Here is a 14966-nt window from a genome sequence, read left to right as displayed (position 1 = left end):
CTTCGAGGAGCTCAGACAAATTGCTTCATCCTTCTTGCGCTTACTGTTGTATATAGTTGGCGCTTTGCTTAACAAAGTATTAGCCTGATTATTCTGTAAATTGAAAATCTGCAAACAATTCTAAAACCTCATCAAAAGCAGCAAATACATCTACAGATGCATCACTAGTAACCATTTTCATTCGGTGTTCTTTAAAATGCGGAATCCCTTTAAAGTAATTTGTATAATGACGTCTGGTTTCAAAAACACCAAGTGTTTCTCCTTTCCAGTCAATAGACATTTGTAAGTGTCTGCGTGCAGCATCCACACGCTCTTGCATGGTAATTGGTCTGTAATGTTCTCCGGTTTCAAAAAAGTGTTTTACCTGCTTAAAAAACCATGGGTTACCAATAGTTGCACGACCAATCATACAGCCATCTAAACCATATTGATCACGCATTTCCATTGCGCGTTCTGGTGTAGTCACATCTCCATTTCCAAAAACAGGAATATGCATACGCGGATTATTTTTTACTTGTGCAATTGGTTTCCAGTCTGCATCACCTTTATACATTTGCGCTCTAGTACGACCATGTATTGCAATAGCTTTACAGCCTACATCTTGAAGTCGTTCGGCAACCTCAACAATTCTAATAGAATCATGATCCCAACCTAAACGTGTTTTTACGGTTATTGGGATGTTAGTGCGTTTAACCATTTCAGCTGTTAGTTGTTCCATTAGGCAAACATCTTTTAAGATTCCTGCTCCTGCACCTTTACTAACAACTTTTTTAACAGGACACCCAAAATTGATATCAATAATATCTGGTTTTGACTCGGCAACTATATCAATGGTTTGTAACATACTATCCAAATTAGCTCCAAAGATTTGGATACCAACGGGACGTTCTTTTTCGTAAATATCTAATTTCATAACGCTTTTTGCTGCGTTACGTATTAAACCTTCACTACTTACAAACTCTGTATAAACCACATCCGCACCTTGCTCTTTACACAATGCTCTAAATGGTGGATCTGACACATCTTCCATTGGTGCTAACAACAACGGGAAGTCTGGAAGTTCTATATTACCTATTTTTACCACAATACAATTTTGATGCAAAATTAGTGTTTTTTAGGTAATTGTGTATATTTAACTAATAATCTATCTTTATTTGGACCTACCATTCAACCTTGAGCTTTTTGGCTTTAATGTAAACATCCACCTTCTTTTAGAATATCTAGCATTTTTTATAGCGTATCGCTATTATGTGTTTTTAAGAAAACGCAGTACTGATGTTATTAATAGCAATAATAGATTATCCATTATTTTAGGTGCAGCTTTGGGTGCTTTATTTGGCTCTAGATTGGTTGGGTTTTTAGAAAACCCTTTAATTGATTTATCCGCAAGCAACCTAATCCAATTATTTAATACTAAAACCATAATGGGTGGCTTGTTTGGTGGCTTACTTGGCGTGGAATTGGCAAAAAAAATAATTGGCGAAAAGCAATCTTCTGGAGATTTATTTGTCTTCCCTATAATTTTAGGAATCTTTATTGGTCGTATTGGTTGTTTTTTATCTGGTATTGACGAGTTTACTTATGGTAAAGTAACCGCATCTGCTTTTGGAATGGATTTAGGTGATGGCTTACTACGCCATCCCACGTCTTTATATGAACTTGTCTTTTTAACCATATTATTTATTGCTTTAAAAACAATACACAAAACCTTCCGATTAAAAAATGGTGATTTATTCAAGCTTTTTATGCTAAGTTATTTTGGTTTTAGATTTTGTATCGAGTTTTTAAAACCTAATGTATTTTATACTTTTGGTTTAAGTAGTATCCAAATATTATGTGTAATTTGTTGGATGTTTTACAGCAAATTTATTGCTAGTCTTTTACTTGGAAAACACGCGCGTTAGCGATAGAAACGGTATCCTTTTTTGAGGTACGAGAAAAAGATTTAGTGGATAGCGCGACCCTTGTGGTAACGCCCAAACAACTTAAAAAACAGAAAATGCCAGTTAGAAATTATACCTATTACGATTTTACTTTAAGCCTGTGTCCTGAGTGTTTAAAACGTGTGGATGCCAAAATTGTTTTTGAAAACGAGAATGTTTACATGTTAAAACGTTGCAAGGAACACGGTAATAGTAAGGTGTTAATTGCTGACGATATTGAGTATTACAAAAACATCCGTAACTACAATAAACCTAGCGAAACGCCCTATACTTTTAACACCAAAACGGATTACGGTTGTCCTTACGATTGTGGTTTGTGTCCTGACCACGAGCAGCACAGTTGCTTGACGGTTGTTGAGGTAACAGATCGCTGTAATTTGACTTGTCCGACGTGTTATGCAGGCTCATCACCAACATACGGTAGACATCGTACTTTGGACGAAGTTAAAGCTATGTTGGATACTATTGTTAGAAATGAAAAGGAGCCTGATGTGGTGCAAATATCTGGTGGAGAGCCAACCATACATCCTCAGTTTTGGGAAATTATGGACTATGCCAAAACGTTACCAATTAGGCATTTAATGCTGAATACTAATGGGATTAAAATTGCTAAAGATTTCGCTTTCGCGGAAAGATTAAAAACCTACGCTCCGGATTTTGAAATTTATTTACAATTTGATTCGTTTGAAAACAGTGTGCTGCGCGAGCTTCGTGGTGCTGATTTAAACGATATCCGTAAACAAGCTATCGAAAATCTTAATAAACTAAACCTGTCAACGACTTTAGTGGTAACCCTACAAAAAGGCTTAAATGATGGTGAGATTGGTAAAATTATTGATTACGCTTTAAAACAAAAATGTGTTAGAGGTGTAACATTACAACCAACACAAATTGCAGGACGTTTGGATAATTTTAATCCAGAAACGGATCGAATGACTATTACTGAAGTACGACGAAAAATAATGGAACAAACCACTATTTTTAATGCTGACGATTTACTTCCTGTACCTTGTAATCCAGATGCTTTGGTGATGGGTTACGCACTTAAATTAGGTGACGAAGTGTTTCCGTTAACGCGTTATATTAATCCAAACGATTTATTAGACAACAGTAAAAACACTATTATTTACGAGCAAGATGAAGCACTGCAAGTTAAAATGGTGGAGTTATTTAGTACAGGAAACTCGGTTGAAGTGGCGGAAGAAAATCTAAAATCCATCATGTGTTGCTTACCAAATATTGATGCTCCAGAATTAGGGTATGACAACTTATTTAGAGTCATTATCATGCAATTTATAGATGCTTATAACTTTGATGTTAGAGCCATAAAAAAATCGTGTGTGCATATTGTGGATAAAGACAATAAAATTATCCCTTTTGAAACCATGAATTTGTTTTATCGTGATGATAAAAAAGCCCGATTAGAAGCACTTAGAAACGAGATATAATTATGATATCATTACTTATTGAAGCTACAGGAGGAGGAGGAAATTATGACGGAATAGTCTTATTTTTTGCTGCTATCATGTTTGGACCAGCTATTTTATTAGCTATTATTGGTTTGGCGTTACTTAAAAAAAACAAAAAAGCAGCTAAAGTATTATTTATACTAGCTGCTGTTTATGTAATTGTTAGTTTAGGTATTTGTGGTAGTATGATGGCTTAGTAATACCCACAATCCATAAAACCCTAAAAATAACTCTGCAATAGTCCCAAATTTATAGCCAAAAGTTGGAACACCGTCTAAAGTTACACTTAGTAATCTTCCAAAACCTAAGCCTAGCATAAAAATCATATTGGTCACTAATGCTATTTTTAGATAATTGGCTTTAAATACTCCCAAAATCCAAAGTATAGAAAACCCTAAATACAGACCCATAATGGCTTTAAAAAAATTATGCTCGTCAATGGTGTTTAAATGAATATCGAACTGAGAGCTTGGATTAAAACCATAAAAAAAAGACACCGGAACAACAATACATACTGATATGATTAAGTGTATTTTTGTTATTATGTCCTGGTTGGTGATTTTCATGGATTAATTAAGAAGCTTTAAAATTGTATTACAGCATCAACCATTGTGCCTTGTCTGTCTACTGTTATATTTGTTTTATCACCTTCTTTAAAAGTTGCTAATACCTTCATGTAACTCATCATATCAAAAACTGTACTATCGCCAAGTTTAACAACAATATCACCTTTTTGAAGGTTCGCTTTTTGTGCTGGTTTATCTTCGCTTATACCGTCAATACGCATGCCTTTTCCGTCAAATAAATAATCTGGTATTACACCAAGTCCTACTTTAAAACGTGGTACTTCATCGCTTTCGTTTTTAGTTTTTCTAAAGGGTAGTTTCCCGTTGTTATCTAAATCTGTTATGATTTCAAAAATATAATTAGAAATGATTTGCATACCATTAAAATGTAAACGCTCTGTATCGTCTGATGGTTTGTGGTAATCTTCATGCTGACCTGTAAAAAAGTGCAATACAGGTATGTCAGAATTATAAAAACTAGTATGATCACTTGGTCCAACACCAGACTCTTTTTGCACTAATTTAAAACGGTTATTGTGTGCTTGTAACGTCTGTTTAAAAATGGGTGACGTACCAACACCATAAACAGCCAATGTACTATCTGCTTTTAAACGACCAACCATATCCATGTTAATCATATAATTGGCTTTTTTGTTGTCGATTGTTGGATTTTTTGTGTAATAATTAGACCCTAATAAGCCCATTTCTTCGCCAGAAAATGTGATAAATAAATAGTTATTATTTGTGTTTTTAGCCTTTAACTTTTGTGCTAAATTTAGTAGCACTGCTACTCCACTTGCGTTATCATCTGCTCCATTATGTATTTCTTTTTTTTCGCCTCTAAATAAACTCCCTTCTGCTCCATAACCTAAATGGTCATAATGTGCGCCAATAATTACAGTGTTATCGGCTTTGTTATCAATAAAACCAAGCACGTTTGTACCAGTAATTGTACTGTCACCATCTTTTACATTATACTTTACTTCTTGATGTGGATCTGTTTTTGGTTTAAAAGAAAACACCTGAAAATAACCATCGGTTCCTTTTGGTGTTAAGCCTAAATTTTTAAAACGCTCTGCAATATATTTTGCAGCTTTTTGCTCGCCATTTGTACCTGTTTGACGACCTTCCAAAGCATCGTCAGCTAAAAACTGAACATCCTCTTGAATGGTAATTTCATTTAAAATTTCGTGTTTGCATGAGGTGAAAACAAGTAAAAAAACAAGTAGTTTTATTAATTTCATGATAAGAAGTATTAAATTTACTCAAAATTAGGCAATTAAAGCCATTTAATAAAACCTATTATGAAAACACGCTTATTCGGAATTTTACTAGTTACAGCTTTTATTTTTTCATGTAAAAATGAAACTAAAACTGACGTTACTAATACAACCGTAAAACCTGAAGTTACTGAAGTAAAAAACCCTTTGATTTATCCTGAAGAAATTCATTTTAAAAATTTACGTCAAGTGACTTTTGGAGGTGATAATGCTGAAGCCTATTGGAGTTTTGATGATAGTAAATTGGTGTTTCAATCTAATTACAAAAAATGGAATGTTGGTTGTGACCAAATGTTTTTAATGAATGCCAATCAAACCTTTGATAGTATTGCACCACCAATGGTTAGTACAGGAATGGGACGTACAACATGCTCTTATTTTATGCCAGATAATAAGCATATTATTTATGCATCAACACATTTAGCAGATAAAGACTGTCCTGAAACCCCTTTACGCAAAAACGGTAAATACATTTGGCCTGTTTATGATACGTTTGACATTTTTGTTGCAGATTTAGAGGGTAATATTGTTAAGCAATTGACTAATGAGGTTGGTTATGATGCTGAGCCAACAGTATCGCCAAAAGGAGATAAAATTGTATTTACGTCTACAAGAAGTGGCGATTTAGAGTTATACACCATGAATTTGGATGGTAGTGATGTAAAACAAATTACAGATGAATTAGGTTATGATGGAGGTGCATTTTTCTCGCCTGACGGAACAAAAATAATTTTCCGATCGTCTAGACCAAAAACAGAACAAGAAATTAAAGACTATAAAGATTTGTTAGCCGAAGGTTTAGTTGAGCCAACAGATATGGAACTATACATTTGTAATGCAGATGGTAGTGATTTACGCCAATTAACGGATTTAGGAAATGCCAATTGGAGTCCGTTTTTTCACCCAAGTGGTAACAAGGTGTTATTCTCTTCCAATTTTGAAGCAGAACGTGGTTTTCCGTTTAATTTATACTTAATTGATATTGATGGTAAAAACCTAGAGCGTGTTACACATGGCGAAACGTTTGATGCGTTTCCGGTGTTTTCTAACGATGGTAAAAAGTTAGCGTTTTCGTCTAACCGTAATAATGGTGGTGGACGCGATACTAATTTGTTTATTGCTGAATGGGTAGATTAATCTACTTTATTTAAAACGGTATTAAGATAATTTTTAAGGTGATTTTAGGTGCTAATAACGTAGCTTGTACACATTTACATTATTGGCAATTTAAAATGTCTTAAAATCTTATTTTAGGTGATTGTTAAAGTGGTGCAACCACACTGCTCTTTCATTAACTACAAAATCAAATTGCTTACCGTCTTTAGTCACAATCCTAATTCCGTTATTAATTAGTTTTGCAGTTTTACGGTTTATAATTTGATCAATATCTGAATAAGCAATATCCGTTTGTCCTGTTTGTATATTAATTTTGTGCGATTTAAAGATTAGCTTTTTATTGGTCAAAAATATTTTTCCGCCTACACCTTCCATACCACGAAATAGATTAGCAGGACCTTCTACTTCAACAGTTTCGTCTGGTGATAAATCAGGTTTAATTGTATGTCCCATTTTATTAGAAAACTTGTCAGCAAGCTTTTGATTTATATACGGAAATCCAATACCAAAAAATAAACCAAAGAAAAGGGCTTGAAAAATAATATTGTTTGTTGAGTAAATATTTTCATCGGAAAAATAATCAAAAAGCCATAGTGTAAAACCGTATAACAGACCTGTACCTATAGCAAATAGTACTCGATATTTCCAATTGATTTTAATAAATTTTGTTCCTATTTCCATGATGGACTGTTTTGTGTTTATGCATCTAATTTAGTAAATACAAACCGAATAAAATATTGCGCAGGAATGTTAGTAATTAGTGTAGAGCTAGCCATTAATTATACATGGTGTTGCCTTTTCGTTGTTTCTAATTATTTTTTTGCAATATATTTTTATCAATTACTCCATAAATTACTCCGAAACCAACAATTGTAAATATGAATTGCAGAATATTAAGAATGATTTCAGATTTTACATAAGCACCAATATGTGGTTTAATCATTAATGTTAATCCGTAACTAAACACGATAGAAATAATTCCGACAAATATTTTTAAAATCATTTTATTCATTTTTGAGTGCGTTCTGCTAATGAATGGAAACGGTCTCGGATATGAGTAGTTGCGCGGGTTAGCACGAAACTTTGCAAGTACAAACCAAGTTGGAATTTCCTCAGGAATTTCCAAAGTAGGCGAGAACAAGCAATTACTTATAGCCATTGTTGTGAGTAGTTGTTTTATTTAATTTTATCAATTATTACTAAATTTAAATCAGTCAACCTTTTGTTGATTTCGTTAGCTTTTTCTTTAATCCTTTTTGAGGTAAACTCTAAATTTTCGAAAAGCGATTTGTTAGGTTCTACAATTATTTCAGTCCAAGAATTTTTACTTTCAAAAGATTCAATATTCTTTACTTTTACCTTTCCTTTTTCAAATTCAAAAGTTCCTTTTTGGTTTTGCCAAACAGTTGTTAATTTGCATTTTTCAGATGCAAAATTAATGATTGCCATTCCTAAACTACAAAATTCTTGACCAACAGCTAAATGCTTTTTCAGATTTGAACAAGCACCGATTTTTGTCATTATTATTTCTGAGCTTGTCAGGTCTTCATATCTTACGGAAAGAGGCATTCCTGCGTTGTATTTAAGGGAAAAGGAATTTTTCCAAATAGTCAATTCTATTTCGTTGCAATTTCCATCAAAATATTCATCGAAAGCGTGACATAAAACTTCAAAAGGTAGAGAATCAAGTGAGTTTTCTGAAAAACACTTTTCAAAATACATTTTAGGTCTCATTCTGACGTGTTCTCCAGCTTCAAGAGCTTGAATATCATCTTCTGTATATTTCTTTTTCATAGTGTTCTTCAATTACTCACAACCTGATTGTGTATGATTGGATGCGTGGTTTAGCAACTAATTTAACAAATAAAAACCAAATAGAAAATCCGTGAGGATTTTCGTAAGCAATAAAGAACCAGGCCACTAATTATAAACGGAGTTACCATTTCGTTGTTTTTTTAAAGTGTCTAATTATTCGACTAATTTCTTTTTCTACTTTTCAACGTTCGAGTGAATTCAGTCAGCGTTCTATTCCGTAAAATTTTTCAATTCTAGCATGTTTTAAATTTCCTTTTTTGTTTTCTCCAATTTTAATTTTAATTCCTGAATTTCAGCGTTTTTATCTTTAACTTCCATTTGAAAATACTTTAAACTTGTATACAAGTAAATAAGAACAAAAAACGCTCTTATATCGGAAGAATTATATTCAGTCAAGAAATCAAATTTGCTTGAAATCCATAAAATTCCAAAGATTATGATTGATACTGTAGAAATTATTTTCAGCGTTTTTTTCATTTCTTTTTATTTTCAGTTTGAGTGCGTTCGCCAATAAATGCCAACGGTTAGTATATGAAAAGTAGCGGATTTAAGCACTTACTTTTCGATTATTACTGATGTTTGGTTTATGAAATTCATTTAGTTTTAGCGATTAAACCTCTATTATTTTAATACAATGTTGTAGCCAGTTTTCTTTTCAGAACTTCTGCTAATTCATATTTTAATTCGTCTGTGAATCCTGAAAGTCCAGGAATATCATTGTATTCAACAATATGTAATTTTCCATTTTCTTCTTCAAGAATATCAATAGCTAAAATATCTGCTTTAATTTCTTTCTGTAACTCTTTAAGTTTGTATGATAAATCGCTTAATGGTTCAAATTCAGTGAAATCAGTGGTTTCTACATTTGCTTTCCAATACCTACCTTTTCTTGACATTGCCCAGACTTTGTTATTAATTACTATATATCTAATATCTCTTTTGTAATTAATATAAGGTTCAATAGTTATATAATACTCAGTAACAAAGAGTAAATCTTTGATGTCTTGCCATTTCTTTTCATTTTCTATTAGAACTTTACCAAATTCTCCGTGAAAATTCCCAACCTTAACAACAAAGGGAAAATCAATTCTAATATTCTTTAAATGGTGGGATTTAGTAACTACATTAAAATCTATAATTGGTAATCCTTGTTTCTTAATTGCAGATAACATTGATAATCTATCAAAGCCTATTTTCAGAGTTTCAGCCGAGTTTACACACGGAATACCACATAATTCAATCAAGTTCAAAGCGGTTATTTGAATTTCAGTTGGTTTTATTGCTCCAACTCTCCATAATATACCATCAGGTTCAACAACTCCATTCGAATCAGCTACAAAGAGTTTTCCATTTTTCAAAATCCAAGAAGTGTCTTGAATTGATTTTTGTATCACTTCAAAGTCAGGCAATAAATCTTGCCAATATTTTTCTCCATTAACTACTAATATTTTTTTCATTTCGATTTTTATCAAATTGGCTACAACGTTAAATATATGGCAAGTTGGGCAGAAAACAAGTGATTATTTTCGGTTTAGCCACAAGCCAAATCTTTTGTATTTTGTTTTAATTTTTCTCTTTAAATACCAAATCAAAAGATTTGGCGACTTTGTAAATAGATAACAACCTTTCGATTAAACACTAATCGCCCTATTTGCTATATATAGTGTTAGGGCAAGTTGTTTTTTACCAAGAAGTTTGTAAATCAGCATCTGTTGCTCTTTCAACTCTGTTTACTTTTATAATTTCAATATGTTCAGATATAGTAAATTCAACTACTTTTTTTTCTCTATTAAGAGATAAGATGTCACTGATTTTTTCAGCAGTAACATTAGTAAATTCACAAGGTAATTGACTCAAACGCTTTTCAAACAATTTTTGAGTGTATGGTTTAGGAATTCTAAAAATATCGCTACCCAAAACTTCTGGAGTAGTATAAACCAAATCTAATTCCAATAACTTTTCAATCAAACTCATTTTTCTCAAAATTCGATTTATTTCAATATCATAAGATTTTCGAATGTCAAATTCAGGAAATATTTTCCGAGCTATTTTTTCAAGTTCTATTTTTTCTAAGAAGTCAGTTTTAGGGTCTTCATTTCCAGAACCATAAATAAAAAACCTTTCATCAGATTTTTTAATAAATATCCATCCTTGACCTACATAAGTCTCAGTTGGATGGAAATAACTGAAACAATAATACTCAGACGTATCTTCAATTTCCCTTAGTTTCATTTCAGGGATATTTAAATCCGTTATATATTTTTCAGCTAATTTTTTTGCAGTCATATTTTAATTTGCCCTAACAATTAAATAAAATGCCTATAAACCATAAACACAATAAAAAATAGCTATTATACTACTTCTCTAGGCGTTCACGTTCTTTTAGCGATTTAGTACGCTCGTTTGTTTGTAACGTAGTGTTTCCAAACTTGTAACTAAAACCTAATTTAACGTAACGGTTATCTATATTATGATAACTGTAATTGCTTTGGTTAGCAAATTTAGATCTTGCCCCAAGGTCTTGTTGGTTAAATAAATCGGCAAACATTAAACTAATTACTGCCTTGTTTTTTAAGGCCTTTTTACTTAAACTTAAATTAGAATATGTTATCGACTCTCCTAATAAAGTACCTTGTAAAAATTGACTATAATAAGCTACGGAAAGGTTAACAGATAGACTGTTATCTTTTAGCATATTAAACCCAGCATTAATTTCGGAGTAGTTTGACCACTGATTAAAATTAGACGTTTGATTATTAAAATCGATATCAAAATCGTGATTAAAAAGACTAGTCAAAAAGAAGACTGAATACTTGTTTGAGATATATAAATCTGCCATAAAATCAAGTCCATATTCTCTAACATTTTGAATATTGGTAGGCGAATAAATCAAAAAATTATTGGCGTTATCTTGTATAGGTAATTCGTTAATTTGGTTGGATACTGTTTTGTAATATGCCTCTATAGTAAAGGTGTTGTTAATAGAAGTCCCAATGGTAGCGTATGTTGTAAACGATGGTTGTAAGTTAGGATTACCTGAAACTATAATGTTATCGTTTAAAAAGAAGTTAAACGGATTTAAATTTGTGTAATTAGGACGTTGTATATATCTTTTATAGGATACATAAAGGTTAGCTTTTTCAAACGCTTGCCATGTTACATTTAGTGTTGGAAACAGCTCCAAGTAGTCTTGTGTTTGACTTACATTAGTCGCAGGAGAAAACCCTTCTAGATCAGTATGCTCTAATCTTAAACCAGTAGACATGCTCCATTTATCCCAACTTTTATCATAACTTAAATATCCTGCATAAACAGACTCGTCATAATTAAAAGCATTTGTATTAGCTGTATTTAATACTTGGTTACCTGTAGTTTGGTCCACATCAAATTGCACAATGTCGCTGTCTGTATTTATGTTAGAGGATTTAACACCAAAGGATAGGTTAGAACTATCATTGATTGGTAGTTCGTAATCTAATTTTAAAGAAAAAATATCTGTAGATTGATTATTTCTGGTATTAAAAGCAGTACTAAAGTTTGAAGCATTATTCTGTAAAAAATAGTCAGAATTGACATGTTGACTTCTATTAAAATCATAGGTCGTATAATGTGCATTTGCTAAAAATTTAGCACCATTTTTTAAATTAAGCTTATAGTCTAAATCTGTACCAATATTATACTTGTCATCTTTAGATGAGTTATAAGAATTAAAATTGTAGTCATTTAACCCTTGTAAGTCGTTTACAAAAGTGCTTCCGTTTGTTTGATAATCAAAATATGGTAAATACAATACGTTTGAAGACAAGCTAAGGGTATTATTATCGTTAATATAATAATCAAAATTTAGATTTGCATTGTGTGTATTAGACGTTGTATTTCGATCCAAATCTGTTCTCCAAAATTCTGTTGCAGTATTGTTTTCTTGGTAATTAATTTCGTCTAAATTGTGTCTATTTATCTTAGTATGGTTGTAGCTGTAATTAAGATTAACGTTTATTTTATCCGTTTTATAAAACTGATTTAATCCACCATCATATCTAGGATATACACCTTGTGTGTAATGCGTTGTAACGCTACCTCTGTAACCCATAATTAGGTTTTTACTCATCACAATTTTTAAGACAACACCACTAGAAGCATCATATTTAGCAGATGGACTGGTAATAACTTCTATTTTTTGGACCGCATTTGCTGAAGACGCATTTAACAGCATAGCTAACTCTGATGCTGATAAGTTTACTTTTTTATCGTTTATATAAATTGTTGGGCTACTATTTTTAACCAAAATATTATCGTCCAAAACCAAAACACCTGGTGTACTTTTTAAAACATCAAGCATTGTACCTTCCACTAAAGCAGTATTTGCAACGTTAAATATCATGCGATCTGCTTGTTTTGTAAACGTTGGTTTTTTTGCATTAACGGTTACTTCGCCTAAAGTTTCTGGTAGTGTTTTTAATATTATGGTATCTAAATTAACATCATTAGTCAATGTTATATTTTTAGTTTCGGTTTCAAAACCTAAAAACGAGATTTTTAAAACATACTCTCCAGAGGTTAAGTTGTCAATACTAAATTGACCATCTTCATTAGTACTTGATCCTGATATAACTTGTGATTGATCAGAAGTATACATGATTGCGTTAGCAAATAAAATGGGTTGATTTGAGTCATCTACAACGTTCCCAGAAATGGTTAAATCCTGAGCATAAGTAGTCATAGATAAACAAAAAACGATAATAAAATTAAAGCGATTCATTTATAATAGGTTAAGCCTGCAATATAATAATTGTAATTAACATTAAAGTGTGGGAAAAACCGCAAATTTATATGAATTTGTATTCCTAAGAAAAAAGAAAAAAAGCCCAATAATTACTATATATTTGCAATATCTTTATTTATAAAGAGATTTGACTATGAAGAACATCAGAAATTTTTGCATAATTGCACATATTGATCACGGAAAAAGTACACTTGCCGATAGGTTACTAGACGCTACTGGCTCTGTAACAGCAAGAGAACAACAAGCCCAATTATTAGATAGTATGGATTTAGAACGCGAACGTGGTATTACCATTAAGTCGCATGCTATCCAAATGGACTACATTTATGAAGGCGAAAAATTTGTTTTAAACTTAATTGACACACCTGGTCACGTAGATTTTTCTTATGAAGTGTCAAGATCTATTGCAGCTTGTGAAGGTGCTTTACTAATTGTAGATGCTGCCCAAAGTATACAAGCGCAAACTATATCTAACCTTTATTTAGCCTTAGAGAATGATTTAGAAATTATTCCTGTTTTAAATAAAGTAGATTTACCAAGTGCAAATCCAGAAGAAGTTACAGATGATATTGTAGATTTATTAGGTTGCAAACCAGAAGATGTTATCCATGCAAGTGGTAAAACAGGTTTTGGAGTAGAAAACATTTTAAAAGCAATTATTGAGCGTATTCCTGCACCAAAAGGTGATCCTGATGCGCCTTTACAAGCCTTAATATTTGACTCAGTTTATAATACTTTTAGAGGTATTGAAACTTATTTTAGAGTATTTAATGGTGAAATTAAAAAAGGACAAAAAATTAAATTTGTTGCTACAGATAAAGAGTATAATGCAGACGAAGTTGGTACTTTAAAACTAACTCAGGTTGCAAAACAAAGTGTTAAAACAGGAGATGTAGGTTACCTAATTACAGGTATTAAAACTGCTAAAGAGGTAAAAGTAGGAGATACTATTACGGACTTTGCTAATCCAACGACTAATATTGTCGAAGGTTTTGAGGACGTAAAACCAATGGTTTTTGCTGGTATTTATCCAGTAGATACAGAGGATTATGAAGAGCTGAGAAACAGTATGGAAAAGCTACAACTTAATGATGCATCCTTAGTGTTTCAGGCAGAAAGCTCTGCAGCTTTAGGTTTTGGTTTCCGTTGTGGATTTTTAGGAATGTTACACATGGAAATTATCCAAGAGCGTTTAGAGCGTGAGTTTGACATGACGGTTATTACTACTGTACCTAACGTATCGTACCATGCTTACACAAATAAAAATCCTGAAGATGCTTTTATAGTGAATAACCCTTCGGATTTACCAGATCCTTCAACCGTAAATCGTGTTGAGGAACCTTATATTAAAGCAACGATAATTACAAAATCAGACTTTGTTGGTAATGTAATGAGCTTATGTATAGAAAAACGAGGGATGATTATTAATCAAACGTATTTAACACCAGAACGTGTAGAATTAACTTTTGAAATGCCTCTTGCCGAAATTGTATTTGACTTTTATGACCGATTAAAAACAGTGTCTAAAGGTTACGCATCTTTTGACTACCACCCAATAGGTATGAAGGTGTCTAAATTAGTACGATTAGACGTATTATTAAACGCACAACCTGTAGATGCTTTGTCTGCTTTAATACACGCAGATAACGCACATAACATAGGTAAAAAAATGTGTGAGAAGTTAAAAGAATTAATTCCACGTCAACAATTTGATATTCCTATTCAAGCTGCAATTGGAGCAAAAATTATAGCTAGAGAAACCGTTAAGGCTTTACGTAAGGATGTTACCGCAAAATGTTATGGTGGTGATATTTCGCGTAAGCGTAAACTTTTAGAGAAACAGAAAAAAGGTAAAAAACGTATGCGTCAAGTAGGTAATGTAGAAATACCTCAACAAGCGTTTATGGCTGTTTTAAAGCTTAACGATTAAGTTAACTATTAGATATAAAAAAAACCTTCATTGTTAAAATGAAGGTTTTTTTATGCCTTATACT

Annotated in this window: 15 protein-coding genes; 5 read left to right on the top strand and 10 right to left on the bottom strand. The window is 32.2% G+C overall.

The features are described from left to right. Positions 1 to 88: 88 nt before the first annotated feature. Entirely contained in the window at positions 89 to 1084 is a 996-nt protein-coding gene (gene dusB / locus B2989_RS10840; RefSeq protein WP_145005104.1) for a tRNA dihydrouridine synthase DusB, read from the bottom strand. Positions 1085 to 1154: 70 nt separating this feature from the next. Here dusB and B2989_RS10835 point away from each other — a divergent pair, with 70 nt between their 5' ends. From B2989_RS10835 to B2989_RS10825, 3 genes are all read left to right on the top strand, one after another. Continuing rightward, the gene (locus B2989_RS10835; protein ID WP_292948248.1) at positions 1155 to 1904 is read left to right on the top strand and encodes a prolipoprotein diacylglyceryl transferase; all 750 of its coding nucleotides are present in this window, start codon (positions 1155 to 1157) and stop codon (positions 1902 to 1904) included. A gap of 95 nt (positions 1905 to 1999) precedes the next feature. Then, positions 2000 to 3391: a radical SAM protein gene (locus tag B2989_RS10830; RefSeq protein ID WP_292948246.1), complete on the top strand. Its 1392-nt coding sequence runs from the start codon at positions 2000 to 2002 to the stop codon at positions 3389 to 3391. A 2-nt stretch (positions 3392 to 3393) separates the two neighbouring features. Next, the gene (locus B2989_RS10825) at positions 3394 to 3609 is read left to right on the top strand and encodes a hypothetical protein (RefSeq protein WP_292948244.1); all 216 of its coding nucleotides are present in this window, start codon (positions 3394 to 3396) and stop codon (positions 3607 to 3609) included. Here the strand turns inward: B2989_RS10825 and B2989_RS10820 are convergent. Together B2989_RS10820 and B2989_RS10815 are read right to left on the bottom strand one after the other, a co-directional pair. Next, complete coding sequence (locus B2989_RS10820) at positions 3580 to 3978, bottom strand: DUF4345 domain-containing protein (RefSeq protein WP_292948242.1); 399 nt, start codon at positions 3976 to 3978, stop codon at positions 3580 to 3582. The two genes, B2989_RS10825 and B2989_RS10820, sit on opposite strands and share 30 nt — an antisense overlap. 17 nt (positions 3979 to 3995) lie before the next feature. After that, positions 3996 to 5222, bottom strand: a complete 1227-nt coding sequence (locus B2989_RS10815) for a M28 family peptidase (protein WP_292948240.1) — start codon at positions 5220 to 5222, stop codon at positions 3996 to 3998. A gap of 60 nt (positions 5223 to 5282) precedes the next feature. Between B2989_RS10815 and B2989_RS10810 the strand changes: the two genes are divergently transcribed. Then, a complete protein-coding gene (locus tag B2989_RS10810) occupies positions 5283 to 6395 on the top strand; it encodes a TolB family protein (RefSeq protein WP_292948238.1) in 1113 nt (370 codons plus the stop codon). A gap of 108 nt (positions 6396 to 6503) precedes the next feature. Here the strand turns inward: B2989_RS10810 and B2989_RS10805 are convergent, their stop codons facing one another. The 7 genes from B2989_RS10805 to B2989_RS10775 form a co-directional block, all read right to left on the bottom strand. Continuing rightward, positions 6504 to 7055: a GRAM domain-containing protein gene (locus B2989_RS10805; protein WP_292948236.1), complete on the bottom strand. Its 552-nt coding sequence runs from the start codon at positions 7053 to 7055 to the stop codon at positions 6504 to 6506. A gap of 127 nt (positions 7056 to 7182) precedes the next feature. Further along, a complete protein-coding gene (locus tag B2989_RS10800; RefSeq protein ID WP_292948234.1) occupies positions 7183 to 7533 on the bottom strand; it encodes a hypothetical protein in 351 nt (116 codons plus the stop codon). 17 nt (positions 7534 to 7550) lie between these two features. Further along, positions 7551 to 8168 (bottom strand): hypothetical protein, encoded by a 618-nt coding sequence (locus B2989_RS10795; RefSeq protein WP_292948232.1) that lies wholly within the window; start codon positions 8166 to 8168, stop codon positions 7551 to 7553. Positions 8169 to 8432: 264 nt separating this feature from the next. Then, the gene (locus B2989_RS10790) at positions 8433 to 8666 is read right to left on the bottom strand and encodes a hypothetical protein (protein WP_292948230.1); all 234 of its coding nucleotides are present in this window, start codon (positions 8664 to 8666) and stop codon (positions 8433 to 8435) included. Positions 8667 to 8815: 149 nt separating this feature from the next. Then, positions 8816 to 9646 (bottom strand): ATP-grasp domain-containing protein, encoded by an 831-nt coding sequence (locus tag B2989_RS10785; RefSeq protein ID WP_292948228.1) that lies wholly within the window; start codon positions 9644 to 9646, stop codon positions 8816 to 8818. Positions 9647 to 9872: 226 nt separating this feature from the next. Then, complete coding sequence (locus tag B2989_RS10780; protein ID WP_292948226.1) at positions 9873 to 10475, bottom strand: hypothetical protein; 603 nt, start codon at positions 10473 to 10475, stop codon at positions 9873 to 9875. 70 nt (positions 10476 to 10545) lie between these two features. Continuing rightward, positions 10546 to 12948: a TonB-dependent receptor domain-containing protein gene (locus B2989_RS10775; protein ID WP_292948224.1), complete on the bottom strand. Its 2403-nt coding sequence runs from the start codon at positions 12946 to 12948 to the stop codon at positions 10546 to 10548. 157 nt (positions 12949 to 13105) lie between these two features. On the opposite strand from B2989_RS10775, the gene lepA reads away from it, so the two are divergent. Next, entirely contained in the window at positions 13106 to 14902 is a 1797-nt protein-coding gene (gene lepA, locus B2989_RS10770; RefSeq protein ID WP_145005069.1) for a translation elongation factor 4, read from the top strand. Positions 14903 to 14966 lie beyond the last annotated feature (64 nt).

Origin of the sequence: Olleya sp. UBA1516 (genome assembly GCF_002323495.1) — a bacterium.
GTDB lineage: Bacteria > Bacteroidota > Bacteroidia > Flavobacteriales > Flavobacteriaceae > Olleya.
Note: the sequence above shows the minus strand (reverse complement) of the source record. Positions and strands in the feature narration are given on the sequence as shown.

Coding starts and splice junctions, on each gene's coding strand:
- B2989_RS10830 (WP_292948246.1), top strand. CDS start 2,000: ATGCCAGTTAGAAATTATACCTATTACGATTTTACTTTAAGCCTGTGT.
- B2989_RS10825 (WP_292948244.1), top strand. CDS start 3,394: ATGATATCATTACTTATTGAAGCTACAGGAGGAGGAGGAAATTATGAC.
- B2989_RS10820 (WP_292948242.1), bottom strand. CDS start 3,978: ATGAAAATCACCAACCAGGACATAATAACAAAAATACACTTAATCATA.
- B2989_RS10815 (WP_292948240.1), bottom strand. CDS start 5,222: ATGAAATTAATAAAACTACTTGTTTTTTTACTTGTTTTCACCTCATGC.
- B2989_RS10810 (WP_292948238.1), top strand. CDS start 5,283: ATGAAAACACGCTTATTCGGAATTTTACTAGTTACAGCTTTTATTTTT.
- B2989_RS10805 (WP_292948236.1), bottom strand. CDS start 7,055: ATGGAAATAGGAACAAAATTTATTAAAATCAATTGGAAATATCGAGTA.
- B2989_RS10800 (WP_292948234.1), bottom strand. CDS start 7,533: ATGGCTATAAGTAATTGCTTGTTCTCGCCTACTTTGGAAATTCCTGAG.
- B2989_RS10795 (WP_292948232.1), bottom strand. CDS start 8,168: ATGAAAAAGAAATATACAGAAGATGATATTCAAGCTCTTGAAGCTGGA.
- B2989_RS10790 (WP_292948230.1), bottom strand. CDS start 8,666: ATGAAAAAAACGCTGAAAATAATTTCTACAGTATCAATCATAATCTTT.
- B2989_RS10785 (WP_292948228.1), bottom strand. CDS start 9,646: ATGAAAAAAATATTAGTAGTTAATGGAGAAAAATATTGGCAAGATTTA.
- B2989_RS10780 (WP_292948226.1), bottom strand. CDS start 10,475: ATGACTGCAAAAAAATTAGCTGAAAAATATATAACGGATTTAAATATC.
- B2989_RS10775 (WP_292948224.1), bottom strand. CDS start 12,948: ATGAATCGCTTTAATTTTATTATCGTTTTTTGTTTATCTATGACTACT.
- lepA (WP_145005069.1), top strand. CDS start 13,106: ATGAAGAACATCAGAAATTTTTGCATAATTGCACATATTGATCACGGA.